Origin of the sequence: Winogradskyella bathintestinalis (assembly GCF_030407435.1) — a bacterium.
Taxonomy (GTDB): Bacteria; Bacteroidota; Bacteroidia; order Flavobacteriales; family Flavobacteriaceae; genus Winogradskyella; species Winogradskyella bathintestinalis.
The window spans coordinates 208,923-229,262 of the sequence record NZ_JASDDK010000005.1; the positions used below are offsets into that span (position 1 = coordinate 208,923).

The 20,340-nt window shown below is 31.7% G+C and carries 13 protein-coding genes; 1 reads left to right on the forward strand and 12 read right to left on the reverse strand.

Annotated elements, in window-relative coordinates:
* Positions 1–102: 102 nt before the first annotated feature.
* The 9 genes from QMA06_RS13540 to QMA06_RS13580 form a co-directional block, all read right to left on the reverse strand.
* The gene (locus QMA06_RS13540; RefSeq protein ID WP_290207412.1) at positions 103–1,161 is read right to left on the reverse strand and encodes a sugar-transfer associated ATP-grasp domain-containing protein; all 1,059 of its coding nucleotides are present in this window, start codon (positions 1,159–1,161) and stop codon (positions 103–105) included.
* A 31-nt stretch (positions 1,162–1,192) separates the two neighbouring features.
* Positions 1,193–2,272 (reverse strand): glycosyltransferase, encoded by a 1,080-nt coding sequence (locus tag QMA06_RS13545; protein ID WP_290207413.1) that lies wholly within the window; start codon positions 2,270–2,272, stop codon positions 1,193–1,195.
* Positions 2,262–3,209 (reverse strand): ATP-grasp fold amidoligase family protein, encoded by a 948-nt coding sequence (locus QMA06_RS13550; protein ID WP_290207414.1) that lies wholly within the window; start codon positions 3,207–3,209, stop codon positions 2,262–2,264. Before QMA06_RS13550 ends, QMA06_RS13545 begins: the two co-directional genes overlap by 11 nt.
* Positions 3,202–3,783: a serine O-acetyltransferase gene (locus tag QMA06_RS13555; protein ID WP_290207415.1), complete on the reverse strand. Its 582-nt coding sequence runs from the start codon at positions 3,781–3,783 to the stop codon at positions 3,202–3,204. The genes QMA06_RS13550 and QMA06_RS13555 overlap by 8 nt, the downstream gene beginning before the upstream one ends.
* 10 nt (positions 3,784–3,793) lie before the next feature.
* Positions 3,794–5,020 (reverse strand): O-antigen ligase family protein, encoded by a 1,227-nt coding sequence (locus tag QMA06_RS13560; protein WP_290207417.1) that lies wholly within the window; start codon positions 5,018–5,020, stop codon positions 3,794–3,796.
* An 8-nt stretch (positions 5,021–5,028) separates the two neighbouring features.
* Entirely contained in the window at positions 5,029–6,567 is a 1,539-nt protein-coding gene (locus QMA06_RS13565) for a lipopolysaccharide biosynthesis protein (protein ID WP_290207418.1), read from the reverse strand.
* A 5-nt stretch (positions 6,568–6,572) separates the two neighbouring features.
* The gene (locus QMA06_RS13570; protein ID WP_290207419.1) at positions 6,573–7,511 is read right to left on the reverse strand and encodes a glycosyltransferase; all 939 of its coding nucleotides are present in this window, start codon (positions 7,509–7,511) and stop codon (positions 6,573–6,575) included.
* 429 nt (positions 7,512–7,940) lie between these two features.
* Complete coding sequence (gene asnB, locus QMA06_RS13575) at positions 7,941–9,743, reverse strand: asparagine synthase (glutamine-hydrolyzing) (RefSeq protein ID WP_290207420.1); 1,803 nt, start codon at positions 9,741–9,743, stop codon at positions 7,941–7,943.
* 114 nt (positions 9,744–9,857) lie between these two features.
* Positions 9,858–10,676 carry a hypothetical protein gene (locus QMA06_RS13580; protein WP_290207421.1) on the reverse strand — a complete coding sequence of 273 codons (819 nt, stop codon included), beginning with the start codon at positions 10,674–10,676 and terminating at the stop codon, positions 9,858–9,860.
* Between the two features lie 558 nt (positions 10,677–11,234).
* Here QMA06_RS13580 and QMA06_RS13585 point away from each other — a divergent pair.
* Complete coding sequence (locus QMA06_RS13585; protein ID WP_290207422.1) at positions 11,235–17,159, forward strand: T9SS type A sorting domain-containing protein; 5,925 nt, start codon at positions 11,235–11,237, stop codon at positions 17,157–17,159.
* Between the two features lie 71 nt (positions 17,160–17,230).
* Here QMA06_RS13585 and QMA06_RS13590 read toward each other — a convergent pair whose 3' ends face one another.
* From QMA06_RS13590 to QMA06_RS13600, 3 genes are all read right to left on the reverse strand, one after another.
* Positions 17,231–18,610 carry a nucleotide sugar dehydrogenase gene (locus tag QMA06_RS13590; protein WP_290207423.1) on the reverse strand — a complete coding sequence of 460 codons (1,380 nt, stop codon included), beginning with the start codon at positions 18,608–18,610 and terminating at the stop codon, positions 17,231–17,233.
* 155 nt (positions 18,611–18,765) lie between these two features.
* On the reverse strand, positions 18,766–19,785 hold the full coding sequence (locus QMA06_RS13595; RefSeq protein ID WP_290207424.1) for an NAD-dependent epimerase: 1,020 nt from the start codon (positions 19,783–19,785) through the stop codon (positions 18,766–18,768).
* A gap of 176 nt (positions 19,786–19,961) precedes the next feature.
* Positions 19,962–20,339: a hypothetical protein gene (locus QMA06_RS13600; RefSeq protein WP_290207425.1), complete on the reverse strand. Its 378-nt coding sequence runs from the start codon at positions 20,337–20,339 to the stop codon at positions 19,962–19,964.
* Position 20,340: the final 1 nt, after the last annotated feature.

Here is a 20,340-nt window from a genome sequence, read left to right on the forward strand (position 1 = left end):
GTTGTGTTAAATATTCATTTCTTCGATTTTTTGAATGTTTTTGATGTTTAATAGCTTAGCTAAGTCTTAATTTATAATGTAATTCTATTTTTCTTGACTATACTAAGGCTTTGTTTTATTTAAGCTTTCCCAATTTAATCCTTTAAAACATGGTCCTTGAATGGTCTCATTAAATGTAATTGAATTATGTCCACCATTCAATTCTATTAATCGAACTTTGTTATCCTTGTCAACTATAATGTCCCAACCAACTGATCGAATAAATGGAATACAATTATGCATTCTTTTAACTTCATTTATACAATCATGAAATGACGGCAATGTTTTTCCTGCAAATAAGAAATTGCTTCCTGGGAGGTGTTTTGTTGAAACCCAATTAGGAAAATAAGCCTCTTCACATAACTGACCATTTTTAATATTTAATGCTATTTTCATGGCAGAATCAGATTTTACATGTGTATCTTTCTCTCGACCAAACCTTAAGTAGCCGGCTTTAACGTCAATATTACCATTAAGGTCACAAGTAGAAGTAATACGGATAGTTGCTACGGATGAATTTGTAAATTCAGAGAAAAAGGGATGTTGGTCTATATATTTTTGAAAAACACCATTCCCCAATTTTTTAATTTCGTTCATTTGAAATGTGTTTTTATCAAAAAAATAAATTCCTTTACCTTGGCGTGAATCTTCGAGCTTATAAACTACTTTTTTGTTTTCAGTAAACAGTAGTTTTCTTATTAATTCCTCGTTTAGAACTTCATTATTCAAATTTAAAAACAATTGATTGACAAAATAGCATATATCTAAAGACTGAGACTCCTTTACCAGTTTACCTATTAAAGCACTTCTGTTAGATATTTGCCCATACTCTCCATTTATCTGTGGAACAACAATTTCTCCATAAAAATTATCTGGGATCCAACCTTCTTTAAAATCGCCGGCGAAGGCACAATAGGTATGTAACCATGGCGCATAAATTTCACTACCAAAAGTATCATTGGCATAATCTATACATAATTTTCGGTTTTTAGGATCAAGCTTTCCCTTGTCCCTTTCAATGGTTTTAAGAACATTTCGAGCATAGTCGTTTTGTTCTTTATGAAAGACGAACATTTTGCCTTTTTCAATCATATTTTTAGCAATATGTTTTACTATTCCCATTTTTTATCTATTTAGAATGATCAACTATTTATTATACAATTTTAATAAAGAATTGTTCGTAATCGCTTAGTATTTTATTTCCATTAAATTTTTTATTCACAGACTCTTTAATTTTTTCCGGATTCCATTTTCTTTCATCATAGAGTCTTTTTAAAAATTCATCTTCGTTATTTACCAAAAATCCATTAATCTCATTTTCTACAATTTCTTTAGTACCGCCAGGGACATCAAAAGCTAAAACAGGTACTCCTACAGCACAACTTTCTAACAAAGCATTTGGAAACCCTTCTGTGAATGAGCCCTGTAAAAACATATCGTGATCTATTAGATGTTTATAAACGTTATCTGTAAACTTTATATAACTAACATTTTGCTCTAAGCCCAATTCTTTTACTTTTTTAAAAATCTCATCATAATATGATCCTTCTCCAATTATAGTATATTGAAATGAAAAAGAAAGTTGACTCAACATTTTTAAAATTCTCTCGTGTCCTTTTAACTTGCTCAAACGACCTATAGTAATATATTTTCTTGTTTGGTTATGATGGTTATTTGATTTTATGATATTAGTCTGTGTTATGGGATTGTTAATTACTTTGATTTTATGACTATCAATACCATAAGCAGTTATAATACTTTGTTTCATGTCAGCAGATTGGCAAATAAAATAGTCTAACTTTTTATTCCCGTAGTCCCAGTAGTCAAAAACTGATTTTAGACTTAATATCTTGTTGTTTTGTAATTTATCAGCTTCAGAGGGAGTTTTAGTAATGAAGGTATGTCTTCCCACAAAGATTGTGTTAGAAAATAAAATAGATATTAACCCCATCATTACATTTAAATTTGAAATTGAACTGACTACAATTTGAGGTTTCTGTTTAGAAATTATTTTTAACAGTTTAAACAAACTTTTAAGTACTCGTGATTTATTAAGATAAATAGTGTTGGCATTTGAGACTTCATATTTATTATCCTTTTTAAATCCTATAACTATTAATGTTGAATCAAACTTTTCTTGATTGAGATTTTGAGACACAAATGATATCACACGCTCAGCTCCACCAGCTGATAGCGTAGGTAAAACAAAAAAGACTTTTATTTTAGATGTCATTATTTTTTATATTTAGTAGTTGTCCAAATTTAAAATCACATTCGTGTGTATAAAATTTTTGGAAACCAGAGGCATGGTGAAATGTTAATTCTCCAAAATAAATGGCTCCTCTTACCAGGTAAAAATCAACTCTTACATAAGTGAAATCTTTCGACAATGTTTCTGCGAGCAATTTCATTTCTTCAAAATTAGAAGGTTTCTTCACTTCTTTGCCATAAGGTCTTCCCCAATTACAAGGTATTAAATTCCAATTTGGATCGTATAAGTTTCTTGTTCGTTTATCGGTATGACGATCAAAATCTATCATTACAAATACTAGTTTGCCATTAAAACAATGACACTTATAATCTTCAGGAATACTACCATCCTCATAGGTTAATAATTTTTCTACTACAATTCTTGGTTCAATATTTTTGTACTGCCATTCTATAGAACTATAATAATGATTCTCTTTTAACAGATGTTTAAAACGTTTCCTCGTTGAAACCCAATCTATTTCAGATGTATTCCTTACTATAACTCCACCAGAACTATCATGGTTAGTTTTAATAATAAAATTGGAATCGGGCAAATTTTCAGGTCTTAAATCCTTTGGATTCTTAGTATGGTAGAGCAGAGGAATTAAATATTTACGACCTATTTGGTTTTCGACATAGTCTCTTACTTTATATTTATCAGCTACTTTGGTATGTAAATCTTTTCTATCATAAAGTTTAAGCCAATTTATTTTTTCGTTTAATGTTTGTGGGTTATCTAAATTGAGATTATATCCCATATGCTTTTTAAAACTTCTTTTAATAATTAATTTATCTGGAACAATTCTTAAACCAAATATATATAATTTATAAAAAGGTCTCATAATAAAATTTCCGACAACGGTATGTCTATAGATATCAGAAATTCTATTTCTGAGTGTTTTTCCTTCCTGATTATACATGCTTTATAATTGTGTTTATTTCTACCTCACCTATAACTTTGGCAGGAATACCTGCAATAACTGTATGTTCTTTTTCGAATGATTTATTGACAACAGCGTTTGCACCAATCGCTGTATTGTTTGGTATTGAAATATTGCCAAAAATTTTGGCACCAGGTGCTATATAGACATTATTACCAATTTGTGGAGCTTCTACTTGACCACCAGTAGCTCCAATATTTACACATACATGTATTCTACAATTAGCGCCAATTTTCGCAGCACTATTAACAACGATTGTCCCATAATGCGCAATTGAGAGTCCAGGTCCAAATACGTTAGGAGGTATTGAAAATCCTAATTTTACTGAAATGGTTTTGAATCTGTACTTTAAATAATATAAATAAATTTGATTTAAATAACCTTTTTTACAATTTTGAAAATATTCAACTTTTCTTAGTAACTTTTGAAATTTCCAAATCGGATTGGGTGATATAACGTTTCTTATAATATTTGAGAGATTTAATTCTTCAATTTTTAAAGCTATTCGATCCTGCTCATTATAGTAGTTATAATCTAATTTTGACTGTATCATAATGAATTGCTTAGACTTCAATTTTTTTTACGTTATGAATATGGGGTTTATAAATAAGACTATCAAAAAAGGCTAAAGAAATTAATAAAGCTCTAGTATAATATATATAATGCGATACAAAACCTTCAAAAAATAATAGTGCTAAAAATATTAGATAGTAAAATTGGTCTCTTTTAAAAGAGAGCTTTAATCCTACCCAGAAATAAATTAAATATAATATTAATGCTAAAAAACCATAATTTACTGCTAAAAACAAATAATAATTATGCGTGTTTAGAGGAACTAATCGTTGATCTGAAGTATAAGCAGTTCCATAACCAAGTGGATTTTCTATAAATTTATCAATATACATAAATAATAGGTCAGCTCTTCCACCTCCAGAACCCGAATCTTCAGCTATAATATTATCTGTATTTTTACCAAGTAATAAATCTAATCTTTCACCAGCTGCTCCTCTTGTAAATGCGGGGACATTCTCCCTAATAACTCCTGCAAATAGAACAAGTCCTAGATATAAGCTTACAAATAAAATTATCATTTTAAAGACGCTCTTAAACAAAACAGGAGTGGTAATTTTAAAATTGACATTCCAACTATTTGCTGTACCAAATATTAAAATTAAAATTACAGAAACTATACCACTTCTCGACATCGTTAAAAAGACAGAAACTACCATGACCCCAATAAATAAAATCTTTTTAGTTTTAAATTTAGAGAGAAAAACTAATACTCCTAAAGCTAAAAATTTTATTCCCGATGATGCCTGATTAGGGTTTTCGCCAAACCCTCCCTTTCGTACGGCCTCTCCTAGTTTAACACTATATTTGGGCAGACCAATAAAAAAATCATACCATACACTTCCCGCTAAAGTTACAAATGCACCAAACATAACTAAAAAGACTAACCATTTGTCTTCTGTTCTAAAAAATTGAACTGCAAACATATATAACAAGACGGCAATGGCATCTAACGATATTTTTTTTACAATTAAATCCATAGGTGCAGGACTAACAGCTGCATACACCATAGCAAAAAATAAAATTGAAGCGAGTATTTTAAAAGAATGAGACTTTACTAGATCTCCAAAATCTAAAACAGAATATTTTAAAAAACCTATAACTATAAACAGGGGAATTAAAAAGGAAGAAGGCTGAACAGGTATTATACCTATACGAAACAAGAAAATATCAGCATACGAGGCAAACAATACAAGTAAAATGGCTAATATATATTTCATAGATAATTTTACTTAAATTTTTTAATCATAATATCGTAAAATCGTTGAATTAAATCCTTAAAACCACGACTAAATACTGATAATATTGAAAAGTAAATTAAAAAGAATAATAAACCAAATTTCAGTAGTTCACCAAATAAAGAAAATAAATTTAAACTAAGATTTTTAGAGAAAATCATTGACACATAGAAATAGCTAATATATGCTAATAACAGGTAGAGTAGATGTAAACAAAATCCCTTCCAGTAAATTCCGTGACTTATCTTAAAGCCATATTTAAACATGTAAAATGGTCTCCATAACAGAACTATGATAAATTGACTAATCATAGTGCCTATAAACACTCCCAAAACCCCATATTTTAGAACAAAAATAATTGAGAAAAATAGATTAATAATACTTTGTGCTACTGGAGCCCAGGTATCATCATAGAGACCATATGCCTGTTTAAAGCTATCTATAGGTTGTCTCACTTGTAGCATAAAAAATATAATAATTAGAGTAATTAATATTTTATTAGACAACAAATAATCTTCTCCGAGCCATAATCTTATTAAATCATCAAAACCTATATAGAGCAAAACTGTAGAGCATCCGGCGATAAAAAATCGTAATGCCATAAACTCCCAAAAGACCTTAAGCATGTTTTTTAAATCATTTTCTGCTACTAAATTACCTACACTCGCATTAGTACCATCAAATAATTTACTTACCAGTAGATTTATATTATTCATAATCATTTGATAATTTCCAACAAACGCAACCATTGCTGGATTGACCAAAGAATAAACAATTATATTATCTGTACTGTTACTCACAAAAGTTCCTAGTTTATGAAAACTTAACTGCTTTATTTTTTTTAATAGCCCCTTATGATTATCCCGTATTACCTTTGTTATCTTAAAGTTAAGGATTAACCAAGGATATGTTTGTCTAACTTTTTTTCTTAATATAAAAATATAAATAAAAGGTGTTAGCAACTCTAACAAAATCCATAGCATTACATCCTGAAGATAAATTAGCACAATACATTGTAAAAATAGCCTTAATATAAAAACGGATTGACCTATTGTAATATTTATATAACCTTTTTGATCAGCCTGGAATAGAAATGTATAATATGCGAAAAAGTAGCTAAGTAAATTGCTAATAAGCAAAGCAACAAACAGAAATATAATTACTCCAAGATCTACAGTTGTATTGTCGAAAAAATACGGAAAAAAGATCAAAAGAAGCATTGAGGCTCCAAGCACAAAGAAACCAATGCGTTTATAAAGAAAACCTAAATAACCAACAATCTCATTAATTGTATCTCTATTATTATCATAAATAGGCTTGTAAAGTGCAAATCCAACGGCAGTACCGATTCCCAATTCAGAAAGGTTTAAAAATTGTAATATGCTTTTAAGTGTGTCAACGGTGCCGATAAAATCATTTCCGAGATTATCAAGAAATATGTCTCTTGAATAAAATTGAATTATGACATATAGTAATTGGAAAACTAGTGCTATCCATGCATTTTTCAAAGTTAGTGCAACTCTAGACATAACAGTTATTTAGATGAATATGAGTTATATCTTGAAGAAATTATCTCCATAAGTTTAATTGGTAAAACTAAAATCATAAAAGGTCTCAACCCTGCACTATATAGAGTGGTCGAAGACCAAACAGCCTTTTTTAACTTCCTTCTATAGTGTTGATCAGGATCAACTTCAGTATTTCTAGATAATAAGAAGAAATGATCGGTATAATAGGAAGTTATATAGTTATTGATAGTTGTGGTCAGTTCTGGATTTTTAGGAATATTGTTTGCAATATATTCTGTAGCCATTATTCCAATCTCAATTTTATTTTGAGAATATTTGCTTCTTATTATACTTTCGTTGCTAGTATTATAATAATAAAGTTCACTGTTTAAATATCCTAATTTCTCTACCCTGTTTAAAACATCTATAGTAAAAAACACATCTTGATGAATAATTTTTGGAATAAAACGAAGGTCCTTAATAAGCGAAGCTTTATATAATCGACACCAAACAGAGAAAGTGGTACTTTTTATAACTCTTTTAAAAGCCGAAATTTTATCCTCAATTATAAAATTATTATACGATTTTGTCGTATTATTCTTACTAGCTGGCGCAATTTCTATAACGTCTAACTTGTTTTTTACTAATTTATCCAACATTTTCTGTAACATAGAATCATAAATGTAATCATCGCTATCTACAAAAGAAACATATTCACCTGTAGCGATATCTAAACCAGCATTTCTGGCACAACTAGAACCTTCATTTTCTTTATGTATAACAATAACTCTATTATCTTTAGATGCATAGTCGTCACATATCTTTCTAGAATCATCAACAGAGCCATCATTCACTAAAATTATCTCTAAATTTTTGTGTGTCTGATTAATGATACTATCAACACAGCGATTTAGGTAATCTTCAACATTATACACCGGCACTATGACGCTAATTTTGTTTTCCATTTCAAAAGAGGCTTAGGTTCTCAAACTTATAGAGAATTTATGATTTTTATGTCTTGTTAACATTTTTAAACACAACAAGAATTAAATATACGGTATAGCTCATCAAATTAATCTAAAAATATTAGAATTAATTGTAAATAGGGAAATACTAGCAAACTTAGAAAGTTGAGGATATAGAATATAAATTAAATATGTTGGTAAGAAATTTTTATTTTCTTTTCTCAATTTATAGGTCATTTAATTTGGGATAATTTAGAAGAGTATTACAAATATGTTTAAAATGTTTTATTTATAATAAATTTTTATATCAATTTCCTGATTTCAACGTTAAACATCGATTATAACTATAAATTTATCAAAGGTATCGGCAATTTCATATTCTTTAGTTAATTAAAACTATAGTTTTAATTTTATTGATCTTCTCTAGTATTAGAAATTAAATTCATCATACCATTTACTTAAAACAAACAACTTCCAAATATAAGTAGTATGATCTTCTTTCTCACTCATATGCTTCTCATATAGTTGTTTAAACTTATTAACATTAAAATTTGGAACTCGATTCAAAAATTTATCATTCAGAGTACGGTCAAACTCTTCTCTTAGCTCATTCCTCATCCAAGTTCCTATTGGTGCCGCAAATCCTTGCTTTGGTTGATTAAAGACCTCTTCGGGAATATATTCTTTTAGTATATCTCTTAATATTTTCTTCTGCCTGCCTTTTTCATATTTAAAATGCATTGGAAGCGTTCGCGCATATTCTATTACCCTATAATCTAAAAATGGACTTCTAACCTCTACAGAGTAGGCCATACTCGCTCGATCTACCTTAACATTACTATTGTTTTCCAACCATAATTTTATTTGTAAATCTGCGGCTTTTTGTAAAAAGATATTAGACCATTTTTTATAACCTTGGTAATGTTTCATCCAATTTTGTCGTTGCTCTTTTAGTAAAAATCCTTTGCGTGTGTAAATATTCTCAATAAAATCATTTCTTGTTTTCGTTTTTAGAGCATTTCTTACACGGTGGGAGTTTAAACCAAAAATCTTTAATAATGAAGGATGAGCTAAGAACTTTCTAATGGAATAAGGAATATCAATTATAAACTTATTTCTTATTAATGAATCGTAATAAGGATACCCTATAAAACTTTCATCGCCGCCATCACCAGAAAGTGCTACAGTTACATATTGCTTAGTTATTTTATTTAATAGTAAAGAGGGTAGGGCAGAACTATCACCAAAAGGTTCATCATAGACTTCAGTAAGCTTTGGTATTAACTCCATTATATCACTAGATCTACAAATTGTAGTGGTATGATTGGTTTTGATAATTTTTGCATATTGTTCAGCAATTTTACTTTCATCGTACTTTGGATCTTCAAATCCAATCGAAAAAGTGTTGATTTGTGTTGGTGAAACGTTTGAAGCTATACTAGACACAAGTGAAGAATCAATACCTCCAGATAAAAATGAACCTATAGGAACATCTGATTGTAATCGAATTTTTACGGCATCTTTCAATAAATTATGTAATTCTTTTTTGGCGTCGTCATACGAAATGTCCTGAATTTTAACTTTCTTTAAATTCCAATATTCACTAATTTCTAAACTATTAGTTGTAAAGTCAATCTCCATATAATTGCCTGGAGGAAGTTTAAAAACGTGTTCAGCAATGGTGTAAGGGCTAGGAATATAATCCGTATCTAAATAAATAGATATAGCTTCCTCATTAATCTTTTTGTTTTTTAGAAGCGGTCTTATTTGGCTACATATTTCTAACTGACCATTTTGCCAGTAGTAGTAGAAAGGTTTAACTCCTATACGATCTCTGGCAGAAAATAATTTATTGGTTCTAGAGTTATAAATACTAAAAGCAAACATGCCATTAATTCTGCTTAACAGTGTTTTGCCCCAATGTTTATAACCAATTAAAAGCACTTCTGTATCACTTTCTGTATTAAAATTATATCCTAAGTCTCTGAGCTCTTTTTTTACAGTTTTGTAATTATATATTTCTCCGTTAAAAACTAAAGTTAGATTTTCAAAAGTCATAGGTTGATTAGACCTAGGATCTAGATCTAAAATGGATAAACGTAGATGACCAAAAGTAAGGTCATTCACTGTCTCTATACCAGTATAATCTGGCCCTCTAAATGAAATGGAATTTAATTTCTCTTCTACTATACCATTTTCATATGGGATGTTGGTTAAATATATGCCGCACATTATTTAATTAAATTTCGTTAACAAAAAACACATTTATAATTCATCTTTCGTAATATTAAAATAAACCGAACTAAAAAGGAACTAATACCTTTTAAGCCTGTTTTTTTTACACTTTCAAACGCTTTTGGGTTTCATACTCCTCTCTAGTGTATATGATATACATAATATTAAAAACGGAATAACCCAAATAGCAACATAGGATATTTTTTCAAAATAATATTTGTTATTACCACTATACTCTCTGACACCATCCGTTATAAAATTTCCGTCAGGTCCATATATATCTATTAGTTTCATGATGTCTTCATTACTATATCCGTGTTGTGCATAATACATCCTTATTATTTCTGGTTCTTTTTCTATCTGAGATATACTATGTTCGATTACAACACCATAATCAGGATCTAATACCCAATATTGACTATTTTTTTTATCAATGTTTGCCATTACAACGACGTGTCCGGATAAACCGATTATCTTGGAGTCAATATTATTTTTTTTCAATATTTCAGATAATATTATCGAATGCTGTGAACAAAGACCTACGCCTCTTTCAAGAGCTAATTGGTAATCACTAAATTCGTATTTCATAAAGCTGGCTGGGGAAGTGTAACTAGCCAAATATAAAATATAGTTTTCAAAAATTGGAACTCTCAAATTATATTTATCAATACCTTCATCCATCCAAAAATGGGCGATTCCTTTATTTATAGCATCGTTAGCTTTAATAGCGAAATCTTTATCAGAACCGTTCTTTTGACTTAATATTTCTAACAGTTGCTCTTCTGTTAAGCCAATATCATTTTTAAAAAAAGTGTTACTTTCAGCATATATTTCAGAATTTCGTAACGGCATAAAAAAGCCTATGAAATTAATCCCTAGTAAAATAATTGCAGTGGTTTTAAGTGAAATAATTAATATTTTAAATTTCATATGTTTTCATATTTACATCATTAAACTCTCATAACTAACTGATAATAAGTCTTATTTGTTGTTAGATACTTCCTCAGTGAATAATTTACGTACCACAACACTAATTATTTTCTGTATTTTGTTTTTAGCCCGATAGCTCTCCTTCACAATCATCTCTCCTTCACAACGTTTATTTTGTTATTCTATACTATACATATACTTTTTCCATTCAAAATTTTATGTAAAAAAACGGATTTATTTTTTAAAATATCCAATAATAGAAAAAATCTGTTTAGAATAAGCATGAATTAATTAGTGTTATGTAATTGGATTCTTCAAAAAGTTAAATCTTTATTTAAAACGTCTAAAACATGTATTTGGTCGTAATTATATTAAATAACCTATGTTGTGTAGTTTTATTCATACAATAAAAACCCTTTTATCGAATATATAAACCTTTAAACCTTTTGTGTTTATATATTTTTATAAATTGGTCCTAATTTTATAACTAAAAATTAATTACCCCCAATGACCTGCCCTACAATTCTTAAAAAGTCAATAATTATATTATTGACAAGTATGACTTTATTTTCTTTTTCTCAACAATCAGATATCTATTTATCTAAAAATTTAGATTTTATATCGCATGAAAATAATATAGGCTGTGTAGCCTCTCTAATCAGAAGTTCTGTTAGTGATATTACATTACCTTTAACTGTTTATTATACGGTTAGTGGTAATGGTATTAATGAAGCAAGCATTTCTACTGGTAGTGCAGTAATACCTGCTAATGAAAGATATATTGAAATACCTGTTAATCCAATAAACAATCCGAATTCCATTTCTGCAGATAGACAAATAAATATAAATATTATACCAAATTCATCTTATAATATTCTTCGGGGATCTATTGAAATTGCGATTAAGGATAACTTACCTTTAAGAGCTTTTCCTACAGCAGTAGGCGGTGGAGCTTACGCAACAGGAGGTAGAGGAGGTAATATTTATCACGTTACCAATCTTTTAGATGACGGTAGCGAGGGGTCTTTTCGTTGGGCTTTAGATCAACCTAGACCTGCTACTATAGTCTTTGATGTTGCTGGTATTATAAATATGCCCAATGCATTAAATATAGGTGGTCATGATTTAACTATTGCAGCGCAAAGTGCACCGCAAGGTGGTGTTACATTAACCTATCCCGCATCTGGAAGAATAAATATTAACGACGGAAATAATATTATAACTAGATTTCTAAAAGTTAGACCACAGTTTCAAGGTGAAGTTGCCTTAGCTGTTAAAACAGGTAATGGAGAAGATAGTTTTGGTAGTAATTTAATCTTTGATCATACTTCAATTAGTTATGGTTCAGCAGGTTTTTCTGTAACAGGACATGACACCTATAATATAACATTTCAAAACGGATTAATTGGAGAATGTAATAGAGGAGGGCTTTTTGGTAATTCACAAGCATATTTTGCTAATTACAGCTATAACAACACATTTACCCAAAGTATGTTTTATAATATTTCCCATAGATTACCTAACACAGCGAGTGGAAGGTCTGATATATATAATAATGTTATTTATGATTGGATAAATAGATGGACAACAGTAAAAGCAAACGCACAAGTTAATCATTTTAATAATTTCTATTTTAAAGGAAATAAAACCTCTTTATTCTATCAATGGCAAAATAATTCACCTAAATGGTTCGTAAATGGTGTAACTAATGAAGACCCCAGTATTCCTCCAAGAATATATTCTGCAGGTAATATAGCTCAAGATCTTTTTATGGATCCAAATGCCGATAATACTCAGACCTTATGGATTGAACATGCTTATAGTTCACAAACAGAAAGAGTGGAACCTGAATTATTTACCGACACACGATATGCAATGATTGGTTATACTCCGCAAATAATGACAGCGGTAGAAGCTTCTATTGCAGTACCACAAGATGCGGGGGCTTACAAATACCTAAACGCAGATGGTAGTTTCGGTATTCATAGAGATGCACAAGATACACGATATGTTAGTAATACTATTAATGACACGCCAGAAGAGTGGGGAACAGGCACTGGTACTAATGGGCATCACTCCTCTGTAGATGGACAGCCTTATGCCGATTTCTTAACTTTAATTACAGGTAACCCAACCAATACAAGACCAGATAATTTCTACAACCCAGAAAAAAGCGAACACATTCCAGAACAGTTTTATGACTTATATATGTCACCGGGGGATACGCATAATGATATTGCTCCTAGCGGCTATACTTGGATGGAAGAGTATTTAAATAGTGTTGATCGAAATGGTACTAGCGTGGCTATTGGTGTAGTAGGTGTAGAAGTAGAGCCTGGTACAGCAAATTTACAAATGTCTGAAACCATGTCTTTGACTACGACATTTACTCCCACAGATGCCTCAAATAAAACCGGAACATGGAGCTCTAGTGACGAAGATATTGCCATTGTTGATGCTAACGGACTAGTCACTCCAATCTCAGAAGGAGTAGTTACAATAACCTTTACAACAAACGATGGAGGTTTTACAGATACATCCCAAATAACGGTTTTTTATGAAGCGCTCCAAGCGAGCGCAGGTAATGACCAACAGATTTGTGAAGGCGAAAGCACCACACTTTTAGCAAGTGGAGGCACAAACTATCTATGGAATACTGGAGCAACAACAGCTTCTATCGAAATTACACCCGAAATCACTACAACATATACTGTAACCGTCTCTAATGATAATAATCAATCTGAAGATGCTAGTGTCACTATTACTGTAAAAGATGCTCCAATAGCATATGCAGGTGAAGACCAATCGATATGTCAAGGTGAATCAGTATCGTTAACAGCGACTGGTGGAACTTCATATTTATGGAATACAGGCGAAACAACAGCAACAATAGAAGTTAATCCAGAAGTTGAAACTATTTATAGTGTTGAAGTAAGTAATGATGAGTGCTCTAGTACAGATGAAGTCATCATATTTGTGAATGAAATACCTGAGATTACGGTTTCAGAAGATAGTGTTATTATGAAAGGGGAAACAATAACACTTTATGCATCTGGAAGTGATAATTACCAATGGAGTACAGGAGAAACCACAACGTCTATAGAAGTCACCCCATTAGTAACTACTACATATACGGTAACAACTATTAATGACACTGGTTGTCAAAGTAATTCAAATGTAACGGTTACTGTAATCCCTGAGCTCGTGATCAACGCAGGTGAAGATGTGTCCATTTGTAATGGAGAAACAGTTACCTTATCAGCTACGGGTGGTGCATCTTATACATGGAGTACAGGAGATATAGGTCCAGAGCTCATTATTAATCCTACGGAAACTACCACATATACCGTTACTATCGAAGATGCGTATGGTTATACTGATACCGATGAAGTTACTGTTTTCGTAAATGAAGCTCCGCAAATCACAGTCACTAATGACCTTGTCATTGTAAACGGTGAGTCTGTGGTGCTTAATGCTTCAGGTAGTGATAATTATCTATGGAATACTGGCGAAACTACGGATTCAATTACGGTTAACCCTAATATTACTACTACGTATACAGTTACTACTAATGGAACAGGTGAATGTTCCAGTAGTGCCGATATAATAATTACCGTTATCCCAGAGATCACTGCTTATGCTGGAGAGGATCAAACGATATGTAATGGTGAAACAGTGACATTATCTGCATCAGGTGGTTCTACATATATATGGAATACAGGAGATAACGGATCTGAACTTACAGTAAATCCAACAATTACAACGACCTACACGGTTACTGTTGAAGATGATTACGGTTATACTGATACAGATACAATCACCGTTTTTGTAAATGAAATGCCGACTATTACCACTAGTGATGATCTTTTTATAATGATTGGAGATTCTGCTACACTTTCGGTGAATGGTGCAAATACTTTTACGTGGAATACTGGGGAAACGACTTCAGAAATTATGGTAAGTCCAGAATTTACTACAACTTATACAGTTATCGGTGAAAGTGAGCAAGGGTGCCAAAGTTCCGCTGAAATCACAGTAACGGTAGTCGAACAAATTAATGCTAATGCAGGAGAAGATATTTCAATTTGTATCGGAGAAAGTGTTACATTAAATGCCTCTGGAGGTATAACTTACACGTGGAATACAGGTGAAACAGGTGCCACACCAACATTAGTACCAGCTGAAACTACAACTTACACTGTTACAGTTACTGACGGATTTGGTAATTCTGATTCAGATGATGTTACCGTGACTGTAAATCCAATCCCAACAGCTTATGCTGGTGAAGACCAAACGATCTGTCCGGGTGAATTGGTTACTTTAACAGCAACAGCAGAAGGAGGTGACTCATATTTATGGAGTACAGGTGAAACCACGGCTTCTATCGCGGTAAATCCACTTGAAGACACGACTTATACCGTTGTAGTTTCTAATAACTTCTGTTCACATAGTGATGATGTTACAGTATTTGCTGTCCCAGCACCAGAATTAAGCCTAAGTGATAATGTTGTCATAATCAATGGAAATTCAACTACACTTGAAGTCTCAGGTGCCGATTCTTACCTTTGGAGTACAGGTGAAACTACACCTTCTATAACTGTAAACCCAAATGAAACAACAACATACTCGGTTACAGGATACTCAGAAAATGGTTGTGAAAGCATTGCACAGGTTATTGTAACAGTAGCTCCGCAATTAGTAGCGAATGCAGGGAATGACGTTTCTATTTGTGCTGGTGAGAGTATAACTTTAAACGCTACAGGAGGCAATAATTATTTATGGAATACGGGTGAGACTAGTGCATCAATAGCTTTAACACCGACAACGACTACCACATATACAGTAACAGTAAGTGATAATCAAGGAAATTCAGATTCGGATACCGTAACAATAATTGTAAATGAATTACCAATTTTATCTATAAGTGAAGCTATTACCATTTTTGAAGGTGAAAGCACAGTTTTAACTGTTAATGGTACTGACACGTACCTTTGGAACACGGGCGAAACCTCAAATGCCATTGAAGTAAGTCCGTCAGAAACAACCACTTATTCAGTCACTGGAATTTCAGCTAGTAATTGTGAAACTTCGCAAGAAGTGACGGTTACAGTTTTACCTGAAGTGAATGCAAATGCAGGAAACGATATTTCTATTTGTGCAGGAGAAAGTATCATCTTGAACGCTACAGGAGGCAGTAGTTATTTATGGAATACCGGTGAAACTACTGCATCAATAACTTTAGTACCAACAACAACTTCAACATACACAGTTACAGTAAGCGATGAACAAGGCAACTCGGATTCAGATAACGTAACAGTGATTGTAAATGAATTACCAAGTATTACTGTGAGTGAAAATATAACCATTTCAATAGGAGAAAGTACAAATCTCGAGGCAAATGGTGCTGAAACGTTTATTTGGAGTACAGGCGATACAACAAATTCAATAGTTGTTAACCCCACCCAAACTACAACTTATGCAGTATCTGGTTCTATAGGCTCTTGTAGTAGTGAACAGGCTCAAATAACAGTAACAGTACTTCCATTATTTTCGGCGTCTGCTGGCACAGATGAATATGTTTGTGACAATCAGTCTTCTGATGTTATTTTAACTGCAAATGAAGGAGATTCTTATTTGTGGAGTACCGGAGAAACAACGCAAAGTATTGAAGTCAATCCACTATCTACTACATCTTATACGGTAACAGTAACTCTAGAAGAGCAAGCAGCAACAGATGATGTTACAGTTTATGTTGATCCTAGCCCAAATGTAGTTGTTGCGAATGGTGAAAGTGTAGAAATATTGAATGGCGATTTTATAACACTATCAGCTTCTGGTGCCAACCATTACGAATGGAACAATGGGGCAACTCAGCCAAATATAGCTGTAAGTCCATCGATTACCACAACCTATGAAGTGAGAGGATTCATAGGAGAGTGTTATGATAATAAGCAAGTTACCGTAAACGTTTTGCAACCCGTTATTGCAGATGCCGGTGAAGATGTGCAAATTTGTTTAGATGAAATGACAACGTTAACAGCTAATGGTGGCGAAGATTATGTTTGGAGTACAGGTGAAACCACACAGTCTATACAGGTTTCTCCGGATGAAACAACAGATTATATGGTTACAGTGTTTAACAATTTAGATTTTGACGAAGCTACAGTTAGGGTAGAAGTAGATGCCAATTGTGCTGAAGATCTACCTATCCCAACTGGAATTCAAAAAGATTTTAAATTTAATGTATTTCCTAATCCAGCCACAGATATCGTTAATATAAAGTTTTCAGGAGTACTGACAGTTTCAGATGTTAATATATTTGATGTGACTGGAAAATTAGTACATCGTACAAAAATATTGAACGAGAATATTGGAACAAGTACAACAAAACAAATTGATATTAGTTCACTGCAATCTGGTGTTTACTTTGTGAAATTAATCGGACAAGCAAAAGATATTACCGAAAAGCTACTTGTGAGATAACCAACGAATAAAATAATAAAAAAGCACCAAAATCAACTTTTGGTGCTTTTTTTATATGATAAGGTTTAGCGTTATTTACCGATTGAAGAATATTCAAAACCAATCTTAGTCACTTCTTCTTTATCCAGGATATTTCTGCCATCAAAGATAAATGCAGGTTTTTTCATATTATCATAAATTTTTTGCCAATCGTAGCTTTTAAATTCATCCCATTCTGTCATTATGGCGATAGCATGAGCATCCTTAGAAACTTCGTATGGATCGTTATAGGATTTTACTAAATCATTGTTTTCCGCTTCAGATCTTGTATTGAGATAATTAAGATCGGCCTGGATTTTTTCACTGGTTACTTTCGGATCATAAACAGCAATATTAGCTTGTTCATTTAATAAGTGATCTGCCACATAGATTGCTGCCGATTCTCTGGTATCATTAGTATCCTTTTTAAATGCCCAACCTAACATTGCAATCTTTTTACCAGATACAGTGTTATATAGAGTACTTATTAAATTGTCTGAAAAACGTCTCTTTTGATGATCGTTTAAAATAATGACTTGTTCCCAATAATCAGCAACGGCATTTAAACCATAACTTCTTGCAATATAAACAAGGTTTAAAATGTCCTTTTGAAAACAGGAACCTCCAAAACCAATAGAAGCATTTAAAAATTTCGGACCAATTCTTGAATCCATGCCTATAGCTTTTGCAACTTCATTTACATCTGCCTCCGTATGCTCACATAACTCTGAAATTGCATTTATGGAAGAAATTCGTTGTGCTAAAAATGCATTAGCAGTTAATTTAGATAATTCTGAGGACCATACATTAGTTCTCAAAATTCTGTCTTGAGACACCCAACTTCCATAAATATTTGCTAAACTTTCAATAGCATCTTCAGATTCACCACCAATTAAAACGCGATCTGGATGTAACAAATCTTGTACTGCGGTTCCTTCTGCTAAAAATTCTGGATTAGATAAGATATCGAATTTAACATCGCTGCCAGTATTGTGTAAAATACTCTTTATGGCTTGAGCTGTTCTAACGGGTAAAGTCGATTTTTCAACTACAATCTTGTCGGTAGTCGCCACTTCTGCAATATTTCTAGCACATAATTCTACATACTTTAAATCGGCAGCCATACCTTTTCCTTTACCATACGTTTTAGTCGGTGTATTGACAGATATAAAAATCATTTCAGATTCCTTAATTGTTTTATCAATTTCTGTAGAAAAGAATAAATTTTTTCCTCTAGTTTCTTCTACAATTTCAGCTAAACCCGGTTCGTATATTGGTAATTTTGAGACGTCATTGTCATTCCAAGCTGCAATACGTTCTGCATTTATATCTACGATTGTAACTTTTACATTAGGATTCTTTTTTGCGATAACAGCCATCGTAGGTCCTCCTACGTAACCAGCTCCAATACAACAAATATTTGTGATTTTCATGTTTTTAATTTTATAGTGATTTGAGTCAAAAATTTAAAATTTGCACAAATTTGACTTAAATAATCTAATTGAGATAATTAATTATATAAATAACCTCTTTTTACGATAAATTTCATATTCAGACATAAAAAGAGACTTTTCTTTAGTATTAAGAGTTAGTTATAATAGTTTTTAAACCAGTCGATAAAAGATTTGACACCATGTTTTATAGTCGTATTCGGACTATAATTATAATCCTTTATAAGTTCGTCAACATCTGCCCAAGTACGTTCTACATCTCCTGGCTGCATTTCCATCATATTCTTTTTAGCTTCCTTACCTAAGTTGACTTCAATTTCTTTTATAAAATCTAATAATTTTACGGAGTTGTTATTTCCAATGTTATAAACTTTATATAAGTTATTAGATGCAATTCTTTCTGTAGATGATTTTTCAATGATTCTAACGACACCTTCTACAATATCATCTATATACGTAAAATCACGTTCCATTTTCCCATGGTTAAATACTTTTATTGGTCGATCATTCACTATGGCATCAGTAAACAAAAACATAGCCATATCTGGTCTTCCCCATGGACCGTAAACAGTAAAAAATCGTAAACCTGTGGTTGGAATTTTAAACAAATGGCTATAAGTGTGTGCCATAAGTTCATTACTTTTTTTGGTTGCAGCATAGAGACTTATAGGATGATCTACATTATCATCTGTAGAAAATGGAATTTTTTTGTTCATGCCATAAACGCTAGAGCTACTGGCATACACCAAGTGTTTAATAGTATTGTTTCTACAGCATTCTAAAATATTAAGAAATCCAACTAAATTTGAATCAACATAAGCCTCAGGATTTTCTAAACTATATCGCACTCCAGCTTGGGCAGCTAAATTACATACTATGTCAAACTTTTCTTGTTCAAATAACTTTGGAAGTGATTCTCGATCTTCGAGATTCATTCGTATAAACGAAAAATTACCGTTGGTATCAGCACACTTTTTATTAAATATACTAGCATTTTCTTTAGCGATTCCTAATTCTTTTAATCTTGAAAATTTAAGATTCACGTCATAATAATCATTTATATTATCTAGACCCACAACTTGATGACCTTTTGATAATAAAACTTTGGACGTGTAAAACCCAATAAAACCAGCTGCACCAGTCACTAATATTTTCATGTGTTTATATTTAATTCTTTAGGAAACTTACCTGTTGTTCAAATGGGATCATCATATTGACATGATCGTTTGAACATTTGTGTTTCACTTTAAATGATTTATTTTTTGAAAATTATTTCCAAATATGAACAATTAGATTTTAATTTCTAAATTCTTGCTTATCTAATTTTATATAACTAGCTGTTTGTATATTTTATATCTAAGAGTGTAGCTAAGGAATCGCAATTTTTAATCTTAAGTTTCAATTCTTGTTCCTTATAACTGTTCTCTATAAAATAGTTATTGCACGAATCTTTTTTAGTTTCGGTTAGTGAAAAATCAACATCACCAAATTTCACCAAATTCCTCACCGTTGACGAATCTATAGCGTGTTCTATTATAAATAAAGAAGCTTTTTCTGAATAATGTATGGGTTTAGAACTGATATTTTTTGTTGTTCTGGCATTAGGACCATAATCACAAGAGGCATCTTTTCCATTAAGAAAAAACATAAGAAGTACTAGCCCAATAGCAAAGCCACCAAGATAGTAGCCTAAACGATGTATAAATTTCATA

Coding starts and splice junctions, on each gene's coding strand:
- QMA06_RS13540 (WP_290207412.1), bottom strand. CDS start 1,161: ATGGGAATAGTAAAACATATTGCTAAAAATATGATTGAAAAAGGCAAA.
- QMA06_RS13545 (WP_290207413.1), bottom strand. CDS start 2,272: ATGACATCTAAAATAAAAGTCTTTTTTGTTTTACCTACGCTATCAGCT.
- QMA06_RS13550 (WP_290207414.1), bottom strand. CDS start 3,209: ATGTATAATCAGGAAGGAAAAACACTCAGAAATAGAATTTCTGATATC.
- QMA06_RS13555 (WP_290207415.1), bottom strand. CDS start 3,783: ATGATACAGTCAAAATTAGATTATAACTACTATAATGAGCAGGATCGA.
- QMA06_RS13560 (WP_290207417.1), bottom strand. CDS start 5,020: ATGAAATATATATTAGCCATTTTACTTGTATTGTTTGCCTCGTATGCT.
- QMA06_RS13565 (WP_290207418.1), bottom strand. CDS start 6,567: ATGTCTAGAGTTGCACTAACTTTGAAAAATGCATGGATAGCACTAGTT.
- QMA06_RS13570 (WP_290207419.1), bottom strand. CDS start 7,511: ATGGAAAACAAAATTAGCGTCATAGTGCCGGTGTATAATGTTGAAGAT.
- asnB (WP_290207420.1), bottom strand. CDS start 9,743: ATGTGCGGCATATATTTAACCAACATCCCATATGAAAATGGTATAGTA.
- QMA06_RS13580 (WP_290207421.1), bottom strand. CDS start 10,676: ATGAAATTTAAAATATTAATTATTTCACTTAAAACCACTGCAATTATT.
- QMA06_RS13585 (WP_290207422.1), top strand. CDS start 11,235: ATGACTTTATTTTCTTTTTCTCAACAATCAGATATCTATTTATCTAAA.
- QMA06_RS13590 (WP_290207423.1), bottom strand. CDS start 18,610: ATGAAAATCACAAATATTTGTTGTATTGGAGCTGGTTACGTAGGAGGA.
- QMA06_RS13595 (WP_290207424.1), bottom strand. CDS start 19,785: ATGAAAATATTAGTGACTGGTGCAGCTGGTTTTATTGGGTTTTACACG.
- QMA06_RS13600 (WP_290207425.1), bottom strand. CDS start 20,339: ATGAAATTTATACATCGTTTAGGCTACTATCTTGGTGGCTTTGCTATT.